This window comes from Actinomycetospora sp. 2LY8.5 (genome assembly GCF_057180585.1).
The window spans coordinates 1-22,687 of the sequence record NZ_JBXUHE010000020.1; the positions used below are offsets into that span (position 1 = coordinate 1).

The 22,687-nt window shown below is 74.1% G+C and carries 20 protein-coding genes and 1 riboswitch; of the genes, 7 read left to right on the forward strand and 13 right to left on the reverse strand.

What is annotated here, in order from left to right; genetic code table 11:
• Position 1 precedes the first annotated feature (1 nt).
• Positions 2-172 (forward strand): CbtA family protein, encoded by a 171-nt coding sequence (locus AC2A1K_RS20305; protein ID WP_483898228.1) that lies wholly within the window; start codon positions 2-4, stop codon positions 170-172.
• Between the two features lie 45 nt (positions 173-217).
• On the opposite strand, the gene AC2A1K_RS20310 is transcribed toward AC2A1K_RS20305, so the two are convergent.
• The 4 genes from AC2A1K_RS20310 to AC2A1K_RS20325 are packed head-to-tail and all read right to left on the reverse strand — an operon-like array spanning position 218 to position 4,054.
• Positions 218-1,000: an ABC transporter ATP-binding protein gene (locus tag AC2A1K_RS20310; protein WP_483898130.1), complete on the reverse strand. Its 783-nt coding sequence runs from the start codon at positions 998-1,000 to the stop codon at positions 218-220.
• Positions 997-2,028, reverse strand: a complete 1,032-nt coding sequence (locus AC2A1K_RS20315) for a FecCD family ABC transporter permease (protein WP_483898131.1) — start codon at positions 2,026-2,028, stop codon at positions 997-999. The genes AC2A1K_RS20310 and AC2A1K_RS20315 overlap by 4 nt, the downstream gene beginning before the upstream one ends.
• A complete protein-coding gene (locus tag AC2A1K_RS20320; RefSeq protein ID WP_483898132.1) occupies positions 2,025-3,071 on the reverse strand; it encodes a FecCD family ABC transporter permease in 1,047 nt (348 codons plus the stop codon). The genes AC2A1K_RS20315 and AC2A1K_RS20320 overlap by 4 nt, the downstream gene beginning before the upstream one ends.
• Positions 3,071-4,054: an ABC transporter substrate-binding protein gene (locus AC2A1K_RS20325; RefSeq protein ID WP_483898133.1), complete on the reverse strand. Its 984-nt coding sequence runs from the start codon at positions 4,052-4,054 to the stop codon at positions 3,071-3,073. Before AC2A1K_RS20325 ends, AC2A1K_RS20320 begins: the two co-directional genes overlap by 1 nt.
• Positions 4,055-4,261: 207 nt before the next feature.
• Positions 4,262-4,459: riboswitch (cobalamin riboswitch) on the forward strand.
• Between the two features lie 135 nt (positions 4,460-4,594).
• On the opposite strand from AC2A1K_RS20325, the gene AC2A1K_RS20330 reads away from it, so the two are divergent.
• Together AC2A1K_RS20330 and AC2A1K_RS20335 are read left to right on the forward strand one after the other, a co-directional pair.
• The gene (locus tag AC2A1K_RS20330; RefSeq protein WP_483898229.1) at positions 4,595-7,450 is read left to right on the forward strand and encodes a ribonucleoside-diphosphate reductase subunit alpha; all 2,856 of its coding nucleotides are present in this window, start codon (positions 4,595-4,597) and stop codon (positions 7,448-7,450) included.
• Positions 7,441-8,496 (forward strand): ribonucleotide-diphosphate reductase subunit beta, encoded by a 1,056-nt coding sequence (locus AC2A1K_RS20335; protein WP_483898230.1) that lies wholly within the window; start codon positions 7,441-7,443, stop codon positions 8,494-8,496. Before AC2A1K_RS20330 ends, AC2A1K_RS20335 begins: the two co-directional genes overlap by 10 nt.
• 59 nt (positions 8,497-8,555) lie before the next feature.
• On the opposite strand, the gene AC2A1K_RS20340 is transcribed toward AC2A1K_RS20335, so the two are convergent.
• From AC2A1K_RS20340 to AC2A1K_RS20365, 6 genes are all read right to left on the reverse strand, one after another.
• Positions 8,556-9,980: a nucleoside recognition domain-containing protein gene (locus AC2A1K_RS20340; protein ID WP_483898134.1), complete on the reverse strand. Its 1,425-nt coding sequence runs from the start codon at positions 9,978-9,980 to the stop codon at positions 8,556-8,558.
• Positions 9,977-10,804, reverse strand: a complete 828-nt coding sequence (locus AC2A1K_RS20345; protein ID WP_483898135.1) for a FeoB small GTPase domain-containing protein — start codon at positions 10,802-10,804, stop codon at positions 9,977-9,979. Before AC2A1K_RS20345 ends, AC2A1K_RS20340 begins: the two co-directional genes overlap by 4 nt.
• A 3-nt stretch (positions 10,805-10,807) precedes the next feature.
• On the reverse strand, positions 10,808-11,038 hold the full coding sequence (locus tag AC2A1K_RS20350) for a FeoA family protein (RefSeq protein WP_483898136.1): 231 nt from the start codon (positions 11,036-11,038) through the stop codon (positions 10,808-10,810).
• A gap of 73 nt (positions 11,039-11,111) precedes the next feature.
• Positions 11,112-11,831: a metal-dependent transcriptional regulator gene (locus tag AC2A1K_RS20355; RefSeq protein WP_483898137.1), complete on the reverse strand. Its 720-nt coding sequence runs from the start codon at positions 11,829-11,831 to the stop codon at positions 11,112-11,114.
• A 109-nt stretch (positions 11,832-11,940) separates the two neighbouring features.
• Positions 11,941-12,756, reverse strand: coding sequence for a class I SAM-dependent methyltransferase (locus tag AC2A1K_RS20360; RefSeq protein ID WP_483898138.1), 816 nt, complete (start codon positions 12,754-12,756; stop codon positions 11,941-11,943).
• Between the two features lie 2 nt (positions 12,757-12,758).
• Positions 12,759-13,472 (reverse strand): siderophore-interacting protein, encoded by a 714-nt coding sequence (locus AC2A1K_RS20365; protein ID WP_483898139.1) that lies wholly within the window; start codon positions 13,470-13,472, stop codon positions 12,759-12,761.
• 75 nt (positions 13,473-13,547) lie between these two features.
• Here AC2A1K_RS20365 and AC2A1K_RS20370 point away from each other — a divergent pair, with 75 nt between their 5' ends.
• Complete coding sequence (locus tag AC2A1K_RS20370) at positions 13,548-14,573, forward strand: acyl-CoA dehydrogenase family protein (protein WP_483898140.1); 1,026 nt, start codon at positions 13,548-13,550, stop codon at positions 14,571-14,573.
• Positions 14,574-14,716: 143 nt separating this feature from the next.
• On the opposite strand, the gene AC2A1K_RS20375 is transcribed toward AC2A1K_RS20370, so the two are convergent.
• Positions 14,717-15,331, reverse strand: a complete 615-nt coding sequence (locus tag AC2A1K_RS20375) for a superoxide dismutase (RefSeq protein WP_483898141.1) — start codon at positions 15,329-15,331, stop codon at positions 14,717-14,719.
• 121 nt (positions 15,332-15,452) lie between these two features.
• Between AC2A1K_RS20375 and AC2A1K_RS20380 the strand changes: the two genes are divergently transcribed.
• The 3 genes from AC2A1K_RS20380 to AC2A1K_RS20390 are packed head-to-tail and all read left to right on the forward strand — an operon-like array spanning position 15,453 to position 18,727.
• Positions 15,453-16,976 (forward strand): ABC transporter substrate-binding protein, encoded by a 1,524-nt coding sequence (locus AC2A1K_RS20380; protein ID WP_483898142.1) that lies wholly within the window; start codon positions 15,453-15,455, stop codon positions 16,974-16,976.
• A gap of 3 nt (positions 16,977-16,979) precedes the next feature.
• Positions 16,980-17,912 (forward strand): ABC transporter permease, encoded by a 933-nt coding sequence (locus AC2A1K_RS20385; RefSeq protein WP_483898143.1) that lies wholly within the window; start codon positions 16,980-16,982, stop codon positions 17,910-17,912.
• On the forward strand, positions 17,909-18,727 hold the full coding sequence (locus AC2A1K_RS20390) for an ABC transporter permease (protein ID WP_483898144.1): 819 nt from the start codon (positions 17,909-17,911) through the stop codon (positions 18,725-18,727). Before AC2A1K_RS20385 ends, AC2A1K_RS20390 begins: the two co-directional genes overlap by 4 nt.
• Here AC2A1K_RS20390 and AC2A1K_RS20395 read toward each other — a convergent pair.
• Together AC2A1K_RS20395 and AC2A1K_RS20400 are read right to left on the reverse strand one after the other, a co-directional pair.
• On the reverse strand, positions 18,658-20,898 hold the full coding sequence (locus AC2A1K_RS20395) for a S9 family peptidase (RefSeq protein ID WP_483898145.1): 2,241 nt from the start codon (positions 20,896-20,898) through the stop codon (positions 18,658-18,660). The genes AC2A1K_RS20390 and AC2A1K_RS20395 overlap by 70 nt on opposite strands.
• A complete protein-coding gene (locus tag AC2A1K_RS20400; RefSeq protein WP_483898146.1) occupies positions 20,895-22,646 on the reverse strand; it encodes a chorismate-binding protein in 1,752 nt (583 codons plus the stop codon). The genes AC2A1K_RS20395 and AC2A1K_RS20400 overlap by 4 nt, the downstream gene beginning before the upstream one ends.
• Between the last annotated feature and the right edge of the window lie 41 nt (positions 22,647-22,687).

Consider the following 22,687-nt stretch of genomic DNA (forward strand, 5'->3'; position numbering starts at 1 on the left):
GATCGTCTTCCCCGGCTTCGACCCGGACGTGCTCTACGCGTTCCGTGTCGCGTCGTTCGGCGCGCAGGCGCTGCTGTGGACGGTGCTCGGCCTCGTGTTCGGTGCGCTCGTCGAGCGTCGCCTCGCGAAGGACGACGTGCCGGAGCGCAGGACGGAGACCACCTCCGTCTGACGCTTCCCCGACGGCCCCGCCCTCCTTCGAGGGGCGGGGCCGTCGTCATGTCCGGGGACGGGGCAGCACGAGCGGCGTCCCGGTCAGCGGGTCCTCGAGCACCAGGGCGTCGACCCCGAACACCGCGGCGACGACGTCCTCGGTGATCACCTCGGAGGGCGGGCCCTGCGCGTGGATCGCGCCGTCGCGCATGGCGATCACGTGGTGGGCGTACCGGCCGGCGAGCTCCAGGTCGTGCAGCACCATCACCACGGTGCGTCCCCGGTCGGCGTTGATGGTCCGCAGCAGGTCGAGGACGTCGAGCTGGTGGGCGAGGTCGAGGAACGACGTCGGCTCGTCGAGCAACATCGTCTGCGGGCCCTGGGCCAGGACGAGCGCGATCCAGGCCCGCTGGCGCTGGCCGCCGGACAGCTCGGCGACCGGCCGCTCGGCCAGCTCCTCGAGTCCGGTGGCGGCGAGCGCGGTGGTGACCGCCGCCTCGTCGTCGGCCGACCACTGCCGGAACCACCGCTGGTACGGGTGGCGGCCGCGGCCGACGAGGTCGGCGACGGTGATCCCGTCCGGGGCGACCGGGGCCTGCGGCAGGACTCCGATGCGGCGGGCCAGCTCGAGGGCGGGCAGGCGGGAGAGCTCGTCGCCGTCGAGGAGCACTCGGCCCGATGCCGGGCGCATCAGCCCGGCGAGGCCGCGCAGCAGCGTCGACTTCCCGCAGGCGTTCGGGCCCACGATCGCGGTGATCCGCCCGGCGGGCAGCGCGACGGACTGGCCGTCGATCACCATGCGGTCCGCGGTGTAGCCGAGGCGCAGCTCCTCGCCAGAGAGGGTCATCCGCTCGCTCCGATCCGGTTGGCCCGCACGAGCAGGGCGATGAGCACGGGTGCGCCGACGAGGGCGGTCAGCACCCCGACCGGCAGCTCGCGCGGGGCGAACGCCATGCGGGCGATCAGGTCGGTGGCGGCGACGACGAGGGCGCCGACCGCGGCCGACGGGACGAGCCCGGGGCTGCGCTCGCCGAGCAGACGGCGCACGACCTGGGGCGCGACGAGGGCGACGAACCCGACCGGCCCCGCCGCCGCGGTGGCCAGGGCGGACAGGCCGACCGCGCACGCGAGCAGGCCGAGACGCGCGCGGTGGATCCGTCGGGAGAGGGCGCGCGCGAGGTCGTCGTCGAGCTCGAGCAGGGCGAGGTGACGGGTCAGCACGATCGCGGCCGGCACCAGCACCGCGACCGCCGCCGCCACCGGGACCACGTCCGGCCAGCCCCGGCCGGTGAGGCTGCCGACGAGCCAGACGGCGGCCTGGTACGCCGCGTTGACGTCGGCCCGGCCGAGCATGAAGGTGGCGGCCGCGGTGAGCATCGCGGCGATCCCGATCCCCACCAGCACCAGGCGGTACCCGGAGAACCCGTGGCGGTAGGCCAGGACGTACACCGCCGCGGTGGCCAGCGCCGCGCCGGCGAGCGCTCCCGCCGTGACCCCGGCCGCGGACGCGCCGACCCCCAGGATCATCACGACGGCGCCGGCGGACGCGCCCGCGTTCACCCCGATGACGTCGGGGCTGACCAGGGGGTTGCGCGCGATCCGTTGCAGCACGGCGCCCGCCACCCCGAACGCGGCCCCGACCAGCACGCCGGCCAGGGCCCGTGGCAGCCGGTCGAGCACGACGATGTCGTAGGTGATGATCGTCCCGGACCCGGCCAGCGTGTCCCACACGGTCCGGAGCGACATCGGGTACTGCCCGAACCCGATCCCGATGAACGCGATCCCGCCGGCGGCGACGGCGGCGAGCACGCCGACCGCGAGACCCCGGAGCCGGAAGCGGGTCGAGAACCCGCCCCGGCGCACCACGACGGTCACAGCACGGCCACCTTCCGGGTCCGGACGAGGTGAACGAAGAACGGACCGCCGACGATCGCGGCGGTCACGCCGATCTGGATCTCCTCGGGAGCGATGACCACGCGGCCGACCACGTCGGCCAGCAGCACCACGGCCGCGGCCAGCAGCGCGGCCACGGGGAGCACCCAGCGGTGCGCGGTGCCCACCAGCGGCCGCGCGACGTGCGGGGCGACGAGACCGACGAACGCCACCGGCCCGGCGATCGCGGTGGCGGTCCCGGCGAGCACGACGAGGGCCGCGAGCCCGAGCGCCCGTGTCGTCCCCGGACTCGCCCCCAGGCTCCGCGCGGTGTCATCGCCCAGGGCCACGGCGTCGAGCCGGCGGACGAGCACCGCCGCGAGGAGACCGCCGACCACGGCGAGGGGGACGGCCTGCACGACGGTCGCCAGGTCGGCGCGGGCGAGCGAGCCGATGATCCAGTACCGGAAGCGGGCGAAGAGATCGCGGTCGAGCAGCACGATCGCCGAGACGGCCGCCATGACCAGGGCCGACACCGCCGCGCCGGCCAGGGCGAGCTTGATCGGGGTGACGCCGTCGCGCCCGGCGCCGCCGATCGCGTAGACGGTGACCGTGGCCAGCGCGCCGCCCGCGAGCCCGAACCACACGTAGCCGGCGAGCGCGCCGACGCCGGTGACCGACATCGCCGCGATCATCGCCGCCGCCGCGCCCGCGTTGACGCCGAGTGTGCCGGGGCCGGCGAGCGGGTTGCGGGTGACGCCCTGGGCGATGCACCCGGCCAGACCGAGGCAGGCACCGGCGAGAAGGCCCGCCGCTGTCCGCGGCACCCGGACGTGGCGGACCACGATGTCCGAGGGCCGGCCCGCGAAGTGCCACAGCCCGTCGTGGAGCTCGGCCCACGACAGCGGCCGGCTGCCGATCTTGAGCGAGGTCACGGTCGCCAGCGCCACCAGGACGGCGGACACCACGAGAACTCCCGGCGCGCCGAGCGGCGCCCGCCGCCGGGTCCGGCCGGTCCGCCCGGGCAGCGCCGCGGACGCCGTCACTACCGGTGGACGAGACCGGCGACCGTCTCGGCCGCGTACGGGCCGCGTACCCCGGCGGCACGGTCCTCGAACAGGAACGGGAAGACCCGCCGCTCCTGGACGGCCCGCACCGCGCCCAGCGCGGGGTCGTTCAGGATCTGCGCGACGTCCGCCTCGCCGTCGGGCCCGATCGTCGCCGGGTCGCAGCAGGTCGACGTGAGGATGACGTCCGGGTTGCGGGCGGCCAGCTCCTCCTTGCTCACCGCGACGTGCCGGCGCTCGGTGAGGTCGGCGAACGCGTTCTGCGCCCCGGCCATCGCCAGCACCTGGGTCCCGAAGTCGATGCCCGACGCGACCCGGTAGCTGCCGTCGTCGTCGTTGAGCAGGATCGCGACCCGCGGCGCGGGACGGCCCGCGACCTGCCGGGCCACCGCGTCGACGCGACCCTGCAGATCGGCCACGACCGCGTCGGCGCGCTCGGGCACCCCGAACAGCCGCCCGAGTCCCCGCAGGTCCGCGTAGACCGTCTCCATGCGCACCGACGCCGGGTCGATCGCCTCGTCCGACAGGCCGTCCTGGCTGGGGCACAAGGGGGCGTTGATCCAGGAGGCGATCCCCAGCCGACCCAGGTCGGCGCGGGTGCTGATGCTCTCCGAGCCGCTGGTGGCGAAGGCGTTGTTGAAGCCCGCCAGCACGAAGTCCGGGTTCGTGGCGAGCAGCGCCTCCCGCGACGGCAGGTCGGGGATGTTCGGGACCCGTGCCTGGGCCTCGGCGTGCTGAGGCAGGACCGGCGCCCCGTGGTACGACGTGCCGACGAGGCGGTCGGAGAGCCCGAGGGCGTGGACCGCCTCGGCCGCCGGCTGGTAGAGCGCGTAGACCCGCTGCGGGGGAGCCGGGACAGTGACGGGCAGGCCGCAGTTGACCTCGGTGATCCCGCCCGGTCCCACCGCGGCCGGCTCCGGCCGCCCGCCGCATCCCGCCAGCACCATCGCGCCCACGGCCATCAGGACGAGCCAGGGTCGCGATCTCCGGCGACCGGATGAAGCAGACACAACGGACCTCCTCGGCGTCGATGAGGAGAATGCATCAACATCGACATCTCATGAAGCGATGAGGTGTGTGCCGTGGTTCACGGCTGCCCGCTCACGACACGCTGTGTCGATCATGTGGTGGTCCGATCGTGTCGACACACCCAGATGTAGGGTCCGCGGCGTCGATGGTTCCCGGCCCGTCCTCGCGGCGGTCCGGGTGGCAACAGGGAACCCGGTGCGAATCCGGGACTGCCCCGCAGCGGTGAGTGGGAACGACCGCCGTCACGAGCACTGGGTCTCGCGGGACCTGGGAAGCGACGGCCAGTAGGCGGCACCAGCAGGTGCCGTGCCCGCGAGTCCGAAGACCTGCCATCGGTGGGCACGCCGCCGGCGTGCTCGGGTCCGCGGCCTCGTGGGAGGGCCGGGCGGGCGGGCGGTGCCGAGCACCTCCGCGCGGTCGCGCATCTCCTCCAGGGCTCGGGTCCACGGGCAGCGAGCCACGAGGAGCAGGCCCTGACCACCGTCGAGAGTTCCCCCGCGTCGCGGGGCGACCAGGCCCCGTCCACCGTCCCGGTCATCCGCCGCACCGGGCAGACCACCCCGTTCGACCCCACGAAGATCTCGTCCGCGCTGACGCGGGCGTTCCTCGACGTCGAGGGCACCGACGCCGCGGCGTCCAGCCGGGTCCGCGCGGTCGTCGCCGAGCTGACCGAGGCCGTCGAGCTGGCGCTCCTGCGGCACGCGGGACACGCAGCGCAGCGGAGTCGGACCGATGACCCGCGGCCGGACCGCGCCGTGCACATCGAGGAGATCCAGGACCAGGTCGAGCTCGCCCTCATGCGGGCCGGCCACCACCAGGTCGCGCGGTCCTACGTCCTCTACCGCGAGGAGCACGCCCGCGCCCGCGCGACCGCGCCGGCGCCGCCGGCCGAGCTGCACGTCCGTCACGCGGACGGCACGACCGCTCCCGTCGACCTCGACCGCCTGCAGCGCGTGATCACCGAGGCGTGCGATGGCCTGCCCGGCGCCGACGCCGACCGGGTGCTCGCCGAGACCCGCCGGCTGCTCTACGACGGCATCAGCGCCGCCGAGCTCGACCAGGCGCCGGTGCTCGCGGCCCGCTCGCTGGTCGAGACCGACCCCGACCACTCCGTCGCGAGCGCCCGCCTGCTGCTCGACGTGCTGCGTCGCGAAGCGTTCGCCGCCGTCGGGCTGCCCGAGCCCGCCGACCACGCCGAGGCCGTCGAGGCCTACCCGGCCTACCTCACCGCGTACGTGCGGCGCGGCATCGAGGTCGGGCACCTCGACCCGGCGCTCGGCGAGTTCGACCTCGACCGGCTCGCGAGCGCCCTGCGACCCGAGCGGGACCTCGACTTCACGTTCCTGGGCCTGCAGACCCTCTACGACCGCTACTTCCTGCACGTGCGCGGCGAGCGCTACGAGATGCCGCAGGCGTTCTTCCTGCGCGTCGCGATGGGACTCGCGGTGCGTGAGATCGACCGTGAGAGCCGGGCCGTCGAGTTCTACGGGCTGCTCTCGGCCTTCGACGTCATGTGCTCGACGCCGACGCTGTTCAACGCCGGCACCACGCGCCCGCAGCTCTCGTCGTGCTTCCTGACCACGCTGCCCGACCACTTGCCGGGCATCTTCGGCGGGATCAGCGACAACGCGCTGCTGTCGAAGTACGCGGGAGGGCTCGGCAACGACTGGACCCCGGTGCGCGGCACCGGAGCCCACATCCGCGGCACCAACGGCGAGTCGCAGGGCGTCGTCCCGTTCATGAAGATCGCCAACGACACCGCGGTGGCGGTCAACCAGGGCGGCAAGCGCAAGGGCGCCGTGTGCGCCTACCTGGAGACCTGGCACATCGACGTCGAGGAGTTCCTCGACCTGCGCAAGAACACCGGCGACGACCGCCGGCGCACCCACGACATGAACACCGCGAACTGGGTGCCCGACGAGTTCCTGCGCCGGGTGCGTGCCGACACCGAATGGACGCTGTTCTCGCCCGACGAGGTGCCCGACCTGCACGACCTGCACGGCGACGCGTTCGCGCGGGCCTACCGGGCGCACGAGGCCGCGGCGGCGCGCGGCGAACGGACGGTCTTCCGGACGGTGCGCGCCGTGGACCTGTGGCGACGGATGCTGACGATGCTGTTCGAGACGGGGCATCCGTGGATCACGTTCAAGGACCCGTGCAACGTGCGCTCCCCGCAGCAGCACGCGGGCGTCGTGCACTCCTCGAACCTGTGCACCGAGATCACGCTGAACACGACGGCGGCGACGGGCGCCGAGGAGGTCGCGGTCTGCAACCTCGCCTCGGTGAACCTCGCGCGGCACGTGAACGAGGACGGCATCGACGCCGACAAGCTCGCCCGCACCGTGCGCACCGCCGTGCGGATGCTCGACAACGTCGTGGACGTCAACTTCTACACGATCCCGTCGGCCCGGCGGTCGAACCTGCGCCACCGCCCGGTGGGCCTGGGGATCATGGGTTACCAGGACGCGCTGTTCGCGCAGCGCATCCCGGTCGCCTCGCAGGGCGCCGTGGAGTTCGCCGACGTCTCGACGGAGCACGTCAGCTACCACGCGATCGCCGCCTCGTCCGACCTCGCGGCCGAGCGCGGCCGCTACGCCTCGTTCGACGGCTCGCTGTGGAGCCGGGGCGTGCTGCCGATCGACTCGGTGGAGCTGCTCGCGGCGACCCGCGCCGAGGGCGAGCTGACCCTCGACCGCACGCAGCGCCTCGACTGGTCCTCGCTGCGCGAGCGGGTGCAGCGGCAGGGGATGCGGAACTCCAACGTCATGGCGATCGCCCCCACGGCGACCATCGCCAACATCACCGGGGTCACCGCGTCGATCGAGCCGCTCTACCGCAACCTGTACGTCAAGGCGAACATGAGCGGTGACTTCACCGTGGTCAACGACCACCTCGTCCGCGATCTCGCCGAGCGCGGGCTCTGGGACGCGGTGATGGTCTCGGACCTCAAGTACTTCGACGGTGCGCTCGGCGGGATCGACCGCGTGCCCGACGACATCAAGGAGCTCTACGCCACCGCGTTCGAGATCGACTCGACGTGGCTGGTCGAGGCGGCGGCCCGGCGCCAGAAGTGGCTCGACCAGGCCCAGTCGCTCAACCTCTACGTCTCCCGCCCCGACGGCCGGGCGCTCGACGCGCTGTACCAGCTCGCCTGGGAGCGCGGCCTCAAGACGACGTACTACCTGCGCTCGCAGGCGGCGACTCGCGTGGAGAAGTCCACGCTCGCGGTGTCCGACGGCAAGCTCAACGCCGTCGTCCCGACGGCGCCGTCGTCCGCTCCGTCTCCCGCCTGCTCCATCGACGACCCCGACTGCGAGGCCTGCCAGTGAGTACCGGACTGGACACGATCGAGCGCGGCGCCGAGCGCGTCGACGTCTCCGACAAGCGCATGATCAACGCGCGCGCGGACGTCAACCAGCTGCTGCCGATGAAGTACCGCTGGGCGTGGGAGAAGTACCTCGCCGGCTGCGCGAACCACTGGATGCCCTCCGAGGTCTCGATGCAGGCCGACATCGCACTCTGGCGGTCACCGGACGGGCTCACGCCCGACGAGCGCCACATGGTCAAGCGCAACCTCGGCTTCTTCGCGACCTCGGAGTCGCTGGTCGCGAACAACATCGTGCTCGCGGTGTACCGGCACCTCACCAACCCCGAGTGCCGGCAGTACCTGCTGCGCCAGGCCTTCGAGGAGGCCGTCCACACGCACACGTTCCAGTACATCTGCGAGTCGCTGGGTCTCGACGAGGGCGAGCTGTTCAACGCCTACCGCGAGGTCCCGTCGATCACCGACAAGGCGGCGTGGGCGCTCGATCGGACGAAGACGCTGGAGGATCCGGACTTCCGCACCGGCACGACCGGGGCCGACCAGGCGTTCCTGCGCGACCTCGTCGCGTTCTACGTCGTGTTCGAGGGCATGTGGTTCTACACCGGGTTCGCGCAGATCCTCTCGCTCGGTCGGCGCGGGAAGATGGTCGGCATCGCCGAGCAGTACCAGTACATCCTGCGCGACGAGTCGATCCACCTGAACTTCGGCGTCGACGTGATCAACCAGATCGCCGCGGAGAACCCGCACCTGTGGACCTCGTCGTTCACCGAGGAGATCCGCACGATGCTCGCCGAGGGCTGCGAGCTCGAGATCGCCTACGGCCGCGACACGCTGCCGCGCGGCATGCTCGGGCTCTCGGCGGAGTCGTGCGAGCAGTACATGCGCTTCATCGCCGACCGGCGCTGCGCCCAGCTGGGCCTCGCGGCGCTCTACGGCGAACGTGAGAACCCCTTCGGCTGGATGAGCGAGTCGATGGACCTCACGAAGGAGAAGAACTTCTTCGAGACGCGCGTGACCGAGTACCAGACCGGCGGCACGCTGACCTGGTGAGCGCTGACCTGGTGAGCGCTGACCTGGTGAGCGCTGACCGGCGCGGAGGTGTCGAGGGATCACACCCAGCCGGCCAGACGCGCGAGGCCGGCGGTGAGGGCGCAGACGGCGAAGCCGAGCCCGAGGGGCAGCAGGGTGGCGAGTGTCGTCCAGCGCACGCTGCGGGTCTCGTTCCAGATCGTCAGCACCGTGGTGCTGCAGGGGTTGTGCAGCAGGGTGAACAGCATGAGGTTGACCGCGGTGAGCAGCGTCCAGCCGCCCGCGGTGACGAGCACCTGGCCGACCTGCGCGTCGTCACCCAGCTCGAGCATGACCCCGGGCGCGGCGCCGAGGGTGTTCGCGCCGAGGGTGAGGGTCAACATGACGATGGTCGGGATGATGATCTCGTTGGCCGGCACGGCCACCAGGTAGGCGAGCAGGATGACGCCGTTGAGGCCGATCACCCAGCCCACCGGGTCCAGCGCGGTGACGAGGTGCGCGGCCACGCTGGCGTCGCCGAGGTGCACGTTGCCGATCAGCCAGATCACCGCGCCGGCCGGGGCGGCCATCACCAGCGCGCGACGCAGCACCTTGAGCGTGCGGTCGATGATGCTGGTGTAGAGCGTGCGCCACACCTGCGGCGGGCGGTACGGCGGCAGCTCCAGCGAGTACACCGAGCTCTCGCCGCGCAGCACGGTGCGCGAGAGCAGCCACGACACCGCGAGCGTCACGCCGATCCCGACGATCACCACGGCGACGACGCTGCCCGCGGCGACGAACCCCGCGAGCGCCGGCGGCACGACGGCGCCGACGAAGATCGTGCCCATGAGGATCAGCGTCGGCCAGCGGCCGTTGCAGATGCTGAAGTTGTTCGTGATGATCGCGATCAGGCGCTCGCGGCGGCTGTCGATGATCCGTGTGGCCGTCACGCCGGCGGCGTTGCAGCCGTAGCCCATCATCATCGTCAGCGCCTGCTTGCCGTGGGCGCCGGAGCGGGCGAAGAGCCGGTCGAGGTTGAACGCCACGCGCGGCAGGTAGCCGAAGTCCTCGAGCAGCGTGAACAGCGGGAAGAAGATCGCCATCGGCGGCAGCATCACCGCGACCACCCACGCCGTGGCGAGGTAGACACCGTCGACGAGCAGGCCGGTGACCCACCCCGGCGACCCGACGGCCTCGAACAGCTCACGAAGCCACGCGTGGCCGTTCTCGACGAGCAGCACGTAGAGCAGGTCCGAGGGGACCGCGGCGCCCGCGATCGTGAACCAGAAGACGCCGAAGAACAGCACGCCCATCGCGACGAAGCCCCACACGCGGTGGGTGAGTACGCGGTCGAGGGCGCGGTCGACGGTGAGCTTCGCGCGGGCGTCGTCGCGGTCGACGCTGGTCTCGGCGATCCGGGCCGCGTCGGTGTAGAGCGACTCGACGATCCGGTCGGCGAGGTCGTCGGAAGGATCGTCGGAGAGGCCGCGGCGCAGGCGGGCGGCCTCGTCGAGGAGGTCGGTCATCCGGCGGGCTCCAGCGGCGTCGCCAGGTCGCCCAGGGTGCCGCTCCGCACCGCTTGCTCGATGCCGGCGTCGCCCTCGAGCAGGCGCAGCGCGACCCAGCGGCTGTTGGGTACGCCGGGGAAGCGCGCCTCGACCTGCCTCGCGAGGTCGGCGACGGCCCGCTCGAGCGCCGGGTCGCGGTGGACCAGGCGCAGCGGCTTCGGCGGGTCGTCGGCGGTCGCGACCCGGGCGATCGCCGCGAGCAGGTCGGGCAGGCCCCGGCCGCGACGGGCGGCGGTGGCGACGACGGGGACGCCGAGCTCACGGATGAGATGGCGGGTGTCGACGGTGATGCCGTGGCGGCGGGCCTCGTCGACGAGGTTGAGCGCGACGACCACGCGCCCGGTGATCTGGCGGATCTGCAGCACCAGGGGCAGGTTGCGCTCGAGACGCGTCGCGTCGACGACGACCACGACGACGTCCGGGCGCCCGAAGAGCAGCACGTCGCGGGCGACGTCCTCGTCGGTGCTGGTGGACAGCAGCGAGTACGTGCCCGGGAGGTCCACGATCCGGTAACCGGCGCCGCCGTAGGAGAAGCCGCCCTCGGCGCGCGCGACGGTCTTGCCCGCCCAGTTGCCGACGTGCTGGCGCAGCCCGGTCAGCGCGTTGAAGACGGTGCTCTTGCCGGTGTTCGGGTTGCCGGCGAGCGCGATCACGTGGTCGTAGCGGCCGGGATCGAGCCCGAGCGGGCCCGGACGGGTCGCGTCGGGAGCCAGCGCACAGGAACCGCACGCGTCCCCGGCGGGCGGGGGGCCGACGCCGGGCGACGGCAGCGGGGCCCCCACGGTCTACCGGTCCCCGGCCTCGACGTGCACGGTCTTCGCCTGGCCCCGGCGCAGGACGACGAGCGCGCCGCGGACCTCGTAGGCGGTGGGGTCGCCGAGCGGGCTGGTCATGTCGGCGCGGATGGCGGCGCCGGGCAGCAGCCCGAGGTCCATCAGCCGGCGGCGTTCGCCCCCACGGATGTCGAGTGCGGTGACCACGGCCCGCTGGCCGCGGGGAAGCTCGTCCAGTGTCATCCGCGACCACCCCGTCCCGCTCGGGCCCGGAGATTTCGCCCCGGCCTACCCGCAAAGTTCGGCTGGCCGAACTCTACGTTGCGGACGCCCGATGGAACACCCCCGGGACGACATCGTCGACCCAGAGGGCGTCGGCGAGCTCGGGACCGAGGTCGAGGTCGGCATCCGGCGCCGGACCCGAGACGCGGACCTGGAAGGGGCCGCCGAACGGACGTCGCGCGAGGAGCTCCAACGTCACGCCGAGCTCCACCTGCTGCTCGCGCAGCCACGTGAGCATCGCGGGCTCGGTGTCGTCGACGCGCACGAGCCGCCCGCGGTCCCCGGGCTCGAGGGTCGCGAACCGCCGCCCGGCGAAGTCGGCGACCGTGCCGTCGGCGGCGGGGATCGGGTCGCCGTGGGGGTCGAAGCGCGGATGCCCCAGGCGCGCGTCCATGCGGTCCAGCAGTGTGGTGGACACGTGGTGTTCGAGGACCTCGGCCTCGTCGTGCACCTCGTCCCATCCGTAGCCGAGCTCACGGACGAGGTAGGTCTCGAGCAGCCGGTGACGGCGCAGCACGTCGAGCGCCGCGCGGGTGCCGCCGTCGGTGAGCCGCACCCCGCCGTAGGGGCGGTGCTCCACGAGCCCCTGGTCGGTCAGCTTCTTCAGCATCCCGGACACCGAGGACGCGCCGACCCCGAGGCGCTTGGCCAGCGCGGTGGTCGACGCCGGGCCCTCGCCGCGCTCGTAGACCGCGTAGATCGCCTTGATGTAGTCGTCGACCGCGGCCGTGCGGGGCGCGACGGTCTCGGACATGGGAGTCAGGGTAGCGGGGGTCCCCCACCCCCGAGGGTGGTGCGGAACGCCGTCACAGCCTCGACACACACGCCCGCGCCGTCGCGGGCCTGGCCTCGGGTGTCATCGCTCATGCGCCGCGGGGTCGCCCCGCGAACCGCCCGCGGAAGAGCCCGGGGCGGTTCGTGCCCAGCACGGGGACGGCGCCGACCGCCCGCACCACCCACCGCCGGAAGGGCCACCGCCCGTCGGGCAGGCCGAGGTCGTCGACGCTCTCGAGCCCCGGCACCAGGCGCGGCAGGGCGAGCACGTCGGTGACCGTGATGCCGAACGGCATCGCCGGCGCCCGGTAGGCCGGGGTGAGGTCGAGCCCGCGCACGGTGCGGCGGCTGAACCACGGCGGGATGGTGTCGAAGAGGATCTGCCCGCCCGGGAACCGCGCCGCGCAGTCGGCGAGCAGGCTCAGCGCCTGCTCGCGCGTGAAGTACATGAGCAGGCCCTCGGCGGTGACGATCGTCGGGGCGTCGCCGAGGCCGTCCGTCCAGTCCCGGTCCAGGGCCGACCGGGCCACGTGCCGGATCCGCGGGGCCGCCGGCAGCAGCTGCTCGCGCAGGGCGAGCACCTCGGGCATGTCGACGCTGATCCAGTCGACGTCGGGCTCGCCGAGGCGCCAGTACGTGGTCTGGAGGCCCTCGCCGAGCGCGACGACCGTCGCGTCCGGGTGCTCGCCCAGGAAGGCGTGCAGGGCGTCGTCGAAGGCCCGGGCGCGCAGGGCGTGCGTCTGGCTCGGGGTGCCGAAGCGCTCCGTGTAGGGGTAGGTCAGCCGCCCCAGGGCCTCGATGGCCCACGGGTCGTGGAACGCGGCGTCGGGCCGGCGCGCCTCGGCGGCCCGGTTGTGCAGGGTCCACAGGGTCGTCTCGGGGACGCCGGTGAGCTCGGGGCGCACGGTCACAACCCCTGTTTCCCGTCGGCCCAGTGCGCCTTGGTGGCGATGGCCCGGCGCCCGAGCCCGTACTGCAGGCGGACCCGGCGGCGCAGCTCCTCGATCGTGCCGACGTGGCCGGCGAGGCACACCTGCTCGGGGGCGGGCTCGCGGTCGGCGACCCCGCCGTAGATCCAGCCGTCGAGCCAGGCGTCGAGGGCGATGCCCGGCACGGCGCCGGCGACGACCACGTCGAGCGCGGGGACGAGCGCCGCGGCCGCGCCGAGGTCCGCGGACGGCACCTCGACCGCCCCCCGCGCGTCGCCCGAGGTCGGCACCACGGCGGCGAACAGGCCCAGCGCGCTCGCGTCGCCGAGGAACAGCTCGCGGCGATCGGGCTCACGGCGGACCCCGCCACCCGGGCCCATGACACCGACCTCGGTGCCGAGCTGCAGGGCCGCGAGCCAGGCCGTCCCGGGTCCGTCGCCGTGCCGCACGAAGACCACGTCGAACCGACCGCGACTCGGGTCGACGTCGGCCGGCGTGTAGTGGCGGAACTCCCGGTCGCCGACGCGGAACTCCACCTCCTGGCCCCGGACCCAGGGCCGTCCGCGCCAGGAGGGGCCGACGAACCCGACCCGCACGAGGCCGGGCGAGAGGTCGACGACCTCGACGACGGTGGCCGGCCGTCCGAACCAGCGTTCGGCCCGGGCGGCGAGGGGCGCGGGGAGCGAGGGCATCAGCGGGCACCACGGGACGACATGAAGGTGAGGCTAGCCTTACTTGCTGATCGCCGGAAGCTATCCTCGAGTGTCATGGGCGACGTGCTGGACCGGGCGCGCGAGGTCGCCGCCGACGTGCTGGCCCCGGCGGCGGACGAGGTCGACCGCACCTCGACGATCCCGGAGAGTCACTTCCGCGCGCTGGCCGACGCGGGCCTCTACGGGCTCGCGGCCTCGGACGACGTCGCGTTCGACGACTTCGTCGGCGTCGTCGAGACCCTTGCCGGCGCGTGCCTGACGACGACGTTCACGTGGATGCAGCACCACGGGGTGCTGCGGGGGCTGTCCGCGACGCCGAACGCGGCGCTGCGTGAGCGGCACCTCGTCGACGCCGTCCGCGGCGTCACACGGGGCGGCGTGGCCTTCGCCGGCGCGATCCCGCAGCCGCCGAAGCTCTGGGCCACCGCCGTCGAGGGTGGCTGGCGCCTCGACGGCGTCGCCCCGCTGGTCACCGGTTGGGGCATCGTCGACCTGCTGCAGGTCTCGGCACGCGATGCGGCCACCGCGGACGCCGACGACGAGCACGCGCGCGTCGTCTCCCTGCTCGTCCCGGCGACCGAGGCACGCGGGCTCACCGTCCATCCCCTCGAGCTCGCCGCGGCCAACGGCAGTCGCACCGTGCGCCTCGACGTCGACGGGTGGTGGGTCGGTGACGACGCGGTGGTCGCGACTCCGACGCGCGCGGAGTTCCTGGCGGGCCAGCACGTCAGCGCGCGCGTCAACGGCTGCCTGGCCCTCGGGGTGGCCGGGCGCTGTGCCGCGCTGGTGGGCGAGGCCGGCGAGCCCGACACCGCGGCGGCCCTGCGCAAGGCGCTCGACGCGGCCCGCGACGACCTCGACGCCGGCCTCGCCGACGCCCCGCGGATGGCGCCGGCCCGCGCGGCGGCCTCCGCGCTCGCCGTCCGTGCCGCCGCGATCCTGACCGTCGCGGTGGGCAGCCGGGCGATCGTCGGGCGCCACCCGGCCCGGCGTCTGGCGCGCGAGGCGGCGTTCACGCTCGTCGCGGCCGGCCGTCCGGAGATCCGCGCCGAGCTGCTGGGTGCGCTACCGCGCATGTGAGCAGAAACCGGTGCTCCAGCACCGGTTTCTGCTCACATCGCGGCAGCACTCACGACGACCCCCCGACCGAGGAGGGTCGAGGGGTCGCCGCGCGCCGCGCGGCGGACGCTTGTCGGAACGATCACCGCGCGAGTCCTGAGGGCTCAGACCAGCGTCGTGCCCTTCGCGTGCTCGAAGCGCTCGGCCGCGTCGGCCCAGTTCACGACGTTCCACCAGGCCTTGACGTAGTCCGGCTTCACGTTGAGGTAGTCGAGGTAGAAGGCGTGCTCCCACATGTCGAGCATGACCACCGGGACGATGCCGAGCGGCACGTTCGCCTGCTGGTCGTAGAGCTGGAAGATGCGCAGCTTCTGGGCCAGCGTGTCGAAGCCGAGGATCGACCAGCCCGAGCCCTGGATGGTCGTGGCCACCGAGGTGAAGTGCTTCTGGAACGCCTCGAACGACCCGAAGTCGCGGTCGACGGCCGAGGCGAGCTCGCCGGTCGGCTCGTCGCCGCCGTCCGGGCTGAGGTTGTTCCAGAACACCGAGTGGTTGATGTGCCCGCCGTAGTTGAAGGCGAGGTTCTTCTCCCACAGCAGGGCCGTGGTGCCGATCGTGTCCTTCTCGCGGGCCTCCGCGAGGGCGTCGATCGCCGTGTTCAGCCCGGTGACGTAGGTGTTGTGGTGCTTGTCGTGATGGAGCTCCATGATCCTGCCCGAGATGTGCGGCTCGAGGGCGCCGTAGTCGTAGGGCAGGTCGGGGAGCGTGTACTCCGGCATCGCACCAGCCTGACGCTGTTGCAGTTGATATGCAACATAGAAAGTCTGGCGATGTCCGGTGTGACCCGGAACGTACGTTGTCGGACCAAATACCTCATTGACTGCTGAGATGATGAACGGCGTGTCTCGAACGCTGCGCTCCCTCGTCGCGATCGCCGCCCTCGCCCTCCTGGCCGGCTGCTCCACGTCGGCGCCCGCCGAGCAGGGGGTTCGGGTGGCGCTGCAGTTCCCGCCGCGGGCGGCCTACGCGTTCGACGCCGACGACGGCGCCCTGCTGACCAAGCTCGGCGTCGCCGAGCCGCTGGTCGGACTCGACCCGCAGGGCAACCCCGTGCCCGGCCTCGCGACCTCCTGGGCGCGCGAGGCCGACGGGCGGACCTGGCGCTTCGCGCTGCGCGAGGGCGTGGTCTTCCACGACGGCGCGCGCCTCGACGCCGCCGCCGTCGTCACCGCCCTGACCTTCGTGCTCTCCCGCCCCACCCCGCCGCGGTCGATCGCGGATCTCGGGATGCGCGTCGAGGCCGACGGGCCCGCCGCGGTCCGGGTGAGCACCGATGCCCCTGATCCCGTCCTGCCGCTGCGCCTGAGCTCCGGCACGACCTCGGTGCTCTCGCCCGCGGCCTACGCCGCCGCCTCCTCGCCCGACGGCCAGCCCTCGCCGCAGAACACCGGCACCGGGCCGCTGCGGATGACCGAGATCCGCGGGACGCAGGGCGCCACGCTGCTGCGCCACGACGCCTACTGGGGTCCGAAGGCGGCGTCGCCGCAGGTCACCGTCGACTACGTCACCGAGCCACAGACCCGCGAGCTCGCCCTGCGCTCCGGCGACGTCGGCTTCGCCGAGGGCCTGCCCGAGACCTCGCGGGCGAGCCTGCAGGCCGACCCCGAGGTGCGGTTCGCCGAGTACCCGTCGGCGCGCACCGTGCTCCTCCAGCTGAACGGCTCGGCCGCTCCGTTCGACGACGTCCGGGTCCGCCGGGCGGTCACCGCGGCGCTCGACCGGAACGTGCTCGCCGACCAGGTCCTCGGCGGTTCCGCGGCCCCGGCGTCCGACCTCTTCGGGCCCGCCGTCCCCTACGGCGCGACGACGCCTCCGCCGGCGGGTGACGTCCCGGCGGCGCGGGCGCTGCTCGCCGAGGCCGGGTACGGCCCGCAGAACCCGCTGCGCGTGCGGCTGTGGACCTTCCCCAACCGCCCCGAGCTGCCGGTGCTCGCCTCGGCGATCGCGGCCCAGCTCCAACCGGCCGGGATCGCGGTCGACATCACCGTCGGCGACTACGCCGCGCAGGAGCCCGAGCTGCTCGCCGGCCGCTTCGACATGTTCGTCAACTCCCGCAGCTACCTCTCCGACTTCCCCGACCCCGCGGGCGTCCTGGACTCGGACTACACCTGCGACGGGTCGTACAACATCGATCGCTACTGCGACCCCGCGTTCGACGCGACGGTCGCGAGCCTCGGCGCGCTCGAGGACCCGGCCCGGCGGGCGGACGTCTTCCGGACCGCCGCGGCGACCCTGACCGCGAACGCCGTCAACGTGCCGCTCGTGCACCCGCAGAACACCGCGGCCGAGCGGGGCGTCACCGGCTTCACCCCGGACCCGCTCGACCTGCGCCCGGTGCTGCCGACGTTGGCGCCCGCCGACTGACGAGTGCTCGCGGTCGCCCTCCGACGGCTTCTCTGGATCCCGCCGGTCCTGCTCCTCACGTCGGTGGCGGCGTTCGTGCTGCCGCGGCTGCTCGGTGGCGAGGTGACCCGGTCGGTCGTGCGCGCCCGCAGTGCCTCGTCGACCCCGGACCCGGCGACCGAGGAGCGGCTGACCCGCGAGCTCGGACTCGATAGGCCGGTGGTGACGCAGTACCTCGACTGGCTGGGCGGGGCGCTGCGCGGCGATCTCGGGACGTCGTTCACCACCCGCTCCCCGGTCGGACCGGAGGTCCTCGAGGCCGCCGGGACCTCGCTGGTGCTGGCCGCGCCGGCGCTCGCGATCGCGCTCGCGCTCGGCGTCCCGCTGGGGGCGCTCGCCGCGGGACGCCCGGACGGCGCCGCGGACCGCGCCACCCGGTGGGGCGGCGCGGTGGCCCTGGCCGTCCCGGAGTTCGTGCTGGGCCCGGTGCTGGTCCTGGTCGTCGCCGTCGGGGCCGGCGCGCTCCCGGCGCTGGGGTGGGGCAGCCCGGACGAGGCGGTCCTGCCCGTGCTCACCCTCGCCGTCTGGCCGGGCGCCCTGGCGGCGCGGCTGGTACGGGCCGAGACCGCCGAGGTGCTCGGGCACCCCTCGGTCCGGACCGCCCGCGCGAAAGGCCTGTCGCCGCGCCGGACCCTGCTGGTGCACGTGGTGCCGCGCGCCCTGACGTCGGTCGTCGCGGGCGCGGGCCCGTTCCTCGGCGGGACGCTCGGGGGCGCCGTGGTCGTCGAGGTGGTGTTCGCCGTGCCCGGCCTGGGCCGGCTGCTGGCGGAGGCCGTCGGGGACCGCGACCTGCCGGTGATCCAGGCCGGGCTCGTGCTCGTCGTCGCGGTCGCGCTGCTCGCGGCGCTGGTCACGGAGCTCGCGCAGCTCGCCGCCGACCCGAGGCTCCGCTCGTGAGGCGCCTGCTCCTGGCCGGGCTCGCGGTGATCCTGGCCGTCGTCGCGGTGGTCGAGTGGCCCGCGGAGGCCGTGGACTTCGCGAACCGCCTCGCGCCGCCCTCGTCGGCCCACCTCCTGGGCACCGACCAGCTCGGGCGCGACGTGCTCGCCCGCGTCCTCGGCGGGGTGCGCTACTCGCTGGGGCTCGGCCTGCTCGCGCTCGCGATCGCCGCGGCCGTCGGCACGGCGAGCGGGTTGGCGAGCGGCTGGTGGCCACGGCACCCGGTGGCGCGCGGGACGCAGGCGCTGGTCGACGTCCTCGGGGCGCTGCCGGCCCTGCTCGTCGGGCTCGTGGTCGCCGCGGTGCTCGGGTCGGGGCTCGCCCCGGCCCTGCTCGCGATCGTGGTGACCGGCTGGGCGCCGTTCGCGCGGCAGGTCCACCACCTGACGGTCGCGGTGCGCGGGGAGGACTGGGTGCTGGCGGCCACCGCGCTCGGCGCCGGACCGGGGCGGGTGCTGCGCCACCACGTGCTGCCCGCGGTCGCGTCGCCCCTGCTCGCGTCGGTGGCGGCGCGGTTCGCCGGCATCGTGCTCACCCTGGCCGGGCTGTCGTTCCTGGGGCTCGGGATCCAGCCGCCGACGCCGGAGTGGGGCACGATGCTCGCCGAGGGACGGACCTACGTCTTCGTCGCGCCCTGGCTGGTCGTGGCGCCGGCGGCCGCCCTGGTCGCGAGCACGCTCGCCCTCGGCGTTCTCGCCCCGGCTCAGCCCAGCGGCAGCGGCGCCAGGCGGTACGCCGGCGGCTCCTGGCCGTGGAGGTGGCGGACGAAGTAGTCCCAGGTCCGGCGGAACACGTAGTGGCGACGATGGAAGATCGAGTGGTCGCCGCCCGGGACGATGAGCACGTCCACGTCCTTGTCCGCGGTGATCAGCGCGTCGACGAGGCGGTGGGTCTGCGTCACGAGCACCGTCTCGTCGAGCTCGCCGTGGATCAGCAGGAGCTTGCCCGCCAGGTTCGCCGCCAGGGCGGGGGTCGACAGGGCGCTGCGGTCGGACTCGGCATCCGGGCCGTGGTAGTGCTCGGCCCACATCTGCAGGCCGTAGGTGTCGTCGTGGTTGCCGGCCACCGCGACGCCGACCCGGTAGAGCTCGGCGTGGGCGAGCATGCCGCGCGCCGCGGCGAACCCGCCCGCCGAGTGGCCGGTGATGCCGACGCGGTCCGTGTCGAGCCACGGGTGGCGCCGCCCCAGCTCGCGGATCGCGGCCACGTGGTCGTCGAGCGCGCCGGCGTTGCCCAGGTCGCCGTAGGAGTGGTCGTGGAAGGCCTTGCTGCGCCCGGCCGTGCCCCGCCCGTCGATCGCGACGACCGCGAACCCGAGCGCCGCGAGCGCTTCCGGCTCGCCCTGGTGCGGCGAGTCGAAGGCGGGGAGCGCGCGGTGGTTCTGTGGGCCGGGGTAGACGTGGTCGATCACCGGGTAGCGGCCCCGCGGGTCGAGCCCGTGCGGGCGCCAGAGCAGGCCGAAGATCGGGGTGCGGCCGTCGGCGGCCGTGGCGCGGAACCGCTCGGGCGGGGTCCAGCCCTCGGCGCGCAAGGTCTCGGTGCCGGGCGCCTCGAGCTCGACCAGCACCTCGCCGTCCTCGTCGAGCACCCGGGCCTGCGGCGGCACGGCGGGGGACGAGGCCCGGTCGACCACGTAGCCGCCGCCGGGCGGGGCGACGGTGTCGTGGTCGAGGTCGTCGTCGGTGAGCAGCGTGAAGCCGGTGCCGTCGAGACCGATCCGCGCGATCTGGCGGACGTACGGGTCCCCATTGTCGCCAGGGCGCTGCCCGCCCGCGAGGAACCACACCAGCCGGCGCCCCTCGTCGACCCGGAGCACCGCACGGACCGGCCACTGGCCCGACGTGACCTGCTCGGCCTCCCCGTCGCCGGAGGGGTACAGCCACAGGTGACCCCAGCCGTCGCGCTGTGACCACCAGAGGATCTCCCCGGTGCCGAGCACGTGGGTCATCGTCGGCTCGCCGAGCTGCGGGGTGGCGTCGACGCGGGTCGCACCGGTCTCGGTGATCAGCGTCGTCGTCGCCCCGGTCGCCGGGTCGAGGCGGCGCAGGTGCAGGGTCCGCGCGTCGCGCGCCTGCCGCAGGTAGTGGACGGCGTCACCGTCGGCCGACCACCACGCGTAGACGAACGCGGTGCCGTGCACCGCGGGCTCGGGTGGGTCCTGGCCGTCGACCTGCGTGCGGGCGGCCACGTCGAGGACGTGCCACGTCAGCGTCGGGTGCGCCTCGTCGTCGGGCATCGGGTAGGGCAGCCGGTGTGCGACCGGGCGCCCGCCGCCGGGCGGTACCGACTCGACGAGCACCTGCTCGTCGAGTGCGCGCTCGTCGAGCCGGTGGACCAGCAGCCGTGTCGAGTCCGGCGACCAGGTCAGGTAGACGAACGGGGTCGTGCCGAACGAGCGCAGCAGCACGGTCAGGCTCATCGGGGCGTTCGCGGCGCCGTAGGCGAGGCCGGGCTCGGCGTCGTCGGTGAGCGCGAACTCCTCGCTGCCGTCGCGGGAGCGCACCCAGATGTTCCCGTCTCGGCCGAAGGCGATCCAGCGCCCGTCGGGCGAGGCGGTCTCGTTCGGCCGCGGCGGGATCTCCTCGATGCCGGTCAGCGCCCCGTCGGCCCACCGGTAGCGCTGCCCGAGGGCGGTGAACCGGATCGCGTCGTCGTCGACCTCCAGCGCGACGAGAGGGAGCGCGCCGGCCTCCACCGCCGTACCCGTCGCCACCGACAGCGCGGCGGCGAGCCGCTCGTGGTCGACCAGCTCGGTCCGCTCGCCCTTGCCCGGGTCGACCAGCATGAACCGGCCCGCGGACACGTAGTGGAAGCGCTCGCCGTCGCCGATCCACTGCGGCGTCACCGTGGGCACCCGGCGGGCGCGGTACGGCGCGAGCATCTGCTCGGCGCGGGCGTAGTCGGCAGCCGTGCGAGCGGGGGTGGGGGAGACGGGGCTCGTCATGCCCCGAGTGGACACCGTGCCGTCGCGGCATGGTCAAGCACGGCGGCCCGCCACCCGCGCAGGGAGCTCAGGACGGCGATCCCGTCCGCGCGCTCGAGATCGTCCGGACGCAGCGTGCGCTCGGTCAGCTCGCCCCGCTCGACCCGGACCGCGCGCTCGACACCGGGGAGCGCGCCGGCGGTCAGCGGCGGCGTGCACCAGGTCCCGTCGAGGAGCACGGCGAGGGACGCGACCGTCGTCTCGACGACCTCGCCGCACGTGTTGACCAGCACCACGTCGTCGGCGTCGGGGTGGCGCGCGCGGGCGTCGTCGTGAGGCTCGCGGTGGACGACCTTGTGGTGGCGGGCCGCGTCGGCGGGGTCGATCGGCACGTCGTCGACGGCGAGGCGCACCGGCCCGGGGAGGTCCGGGGGCAGCGGCGCGAGGGTGATGTCGACGGTGCCGTCGGCGGCGAGGCGCAGGCGGACGCGGGCGTCGTGGCTGCCGTCCAGCGCCTCGCCGAGAGCCCGGTCGATCGTGTCGGCGTCGAACGGCACGTCGAAGTACCCCGCGGAGTCGCGCAACCGCGCGAGGTGCCGGTCGAGGTGGCGGCACCGGCCGTCGGCGTACGCGAACGTCTCGAGCAGGCCGGCGGGCCGGCTGCGTCGTCCCAGCACGCGCGCCTTGGCCGTCAGCTCGGCGTGCTCGGCGGCCGGATCGGAGCCCCAGGTGATGCCGCTGCCGGTGCCGTACGTCGCCGCGTCCGTGCGCCGGTCGACGACGAGGGTGCGGATCGCCACGGAGAACCGCCCCGCCGTCGGCCCCACCCAGCCGATCGCGCCGCAGTACACGCCGCGCGGGCCGGCCTCCAGCTCGGTGAGGATCTCCATGGAGCGGTGCTTCGGCGCGCCCGTGACCGAGCCGCACGGAAAGAGCGCGGCGAACGTCTCCGTCCAGCCGACCCCGGGAGCGGCGCGGGCGGTGACCCCGGAGGTCAGCTGCCACACGGTGCCGTAGCGCTCGGGGGTGCAGAGGTCGGTGACCTGCACCGACCCCGTGGCGGCGACCCGGCCGAGGTCGTTGCGCACCAGGTCGACGATCATCACGTTCTCGGCGCGCTCCTTGGGGTCGGCGCGCAGACGGTTGCGGACGGTGAGGTCTTCCGCGGAGGTGGGCCCGCGCGCGGCCGTCCCCTTCATCGGCCGCATCCGCAGCGCGTCACCCTCGCGCTCGACGAACAGCTCGGGGCTCGCGCTCGCGATCACCAGGTCGCCGAGGTCGAGCAGGGCATTGAAGGCACCGCCCTGCTCGGTGGCCATCGCGGCGTACACCGCGTGCGGGTCGGCGGGCGCCGGTCCGCGCAGCGTGGTCGTGAGGTTCGCCTGGTAGGTCTGGCCGGCGGCGATGCGCGCCCGCACGGCGGCGACGGCGTCCCGATGCCGGCCGGCGTCCGCGTCGGGCCGCCAGGGTCCGGACGTCGGCCAGACCTGGGGCGCGGTCACGGCCGGAACGGGCGTCGGCGGACCGCAGACCCCGAACCACGCGAGCGGCACCCCGGCCGGTGGGTCCACGCGCGGCAGGGCGGGATCGAGGCCGGCGCCCGCCTCGTAGGCCACGAACCCGAACGCCCAGCGGCCTGCGGCGGTCGCCGCGTCCAGGGCCGCGAGCACGCCGCGGACCTCGTCGTGGTTGTCGGCGACCAGCACTTCGTCCGGCGTCGGGAACGCCAGCCCGCTCCGGGTGCGCAGATCGTCGAAGCGGGCGGTCACGAGCGGCCAACCTACCGTCGAGCCACTGATGCATCTGTGAT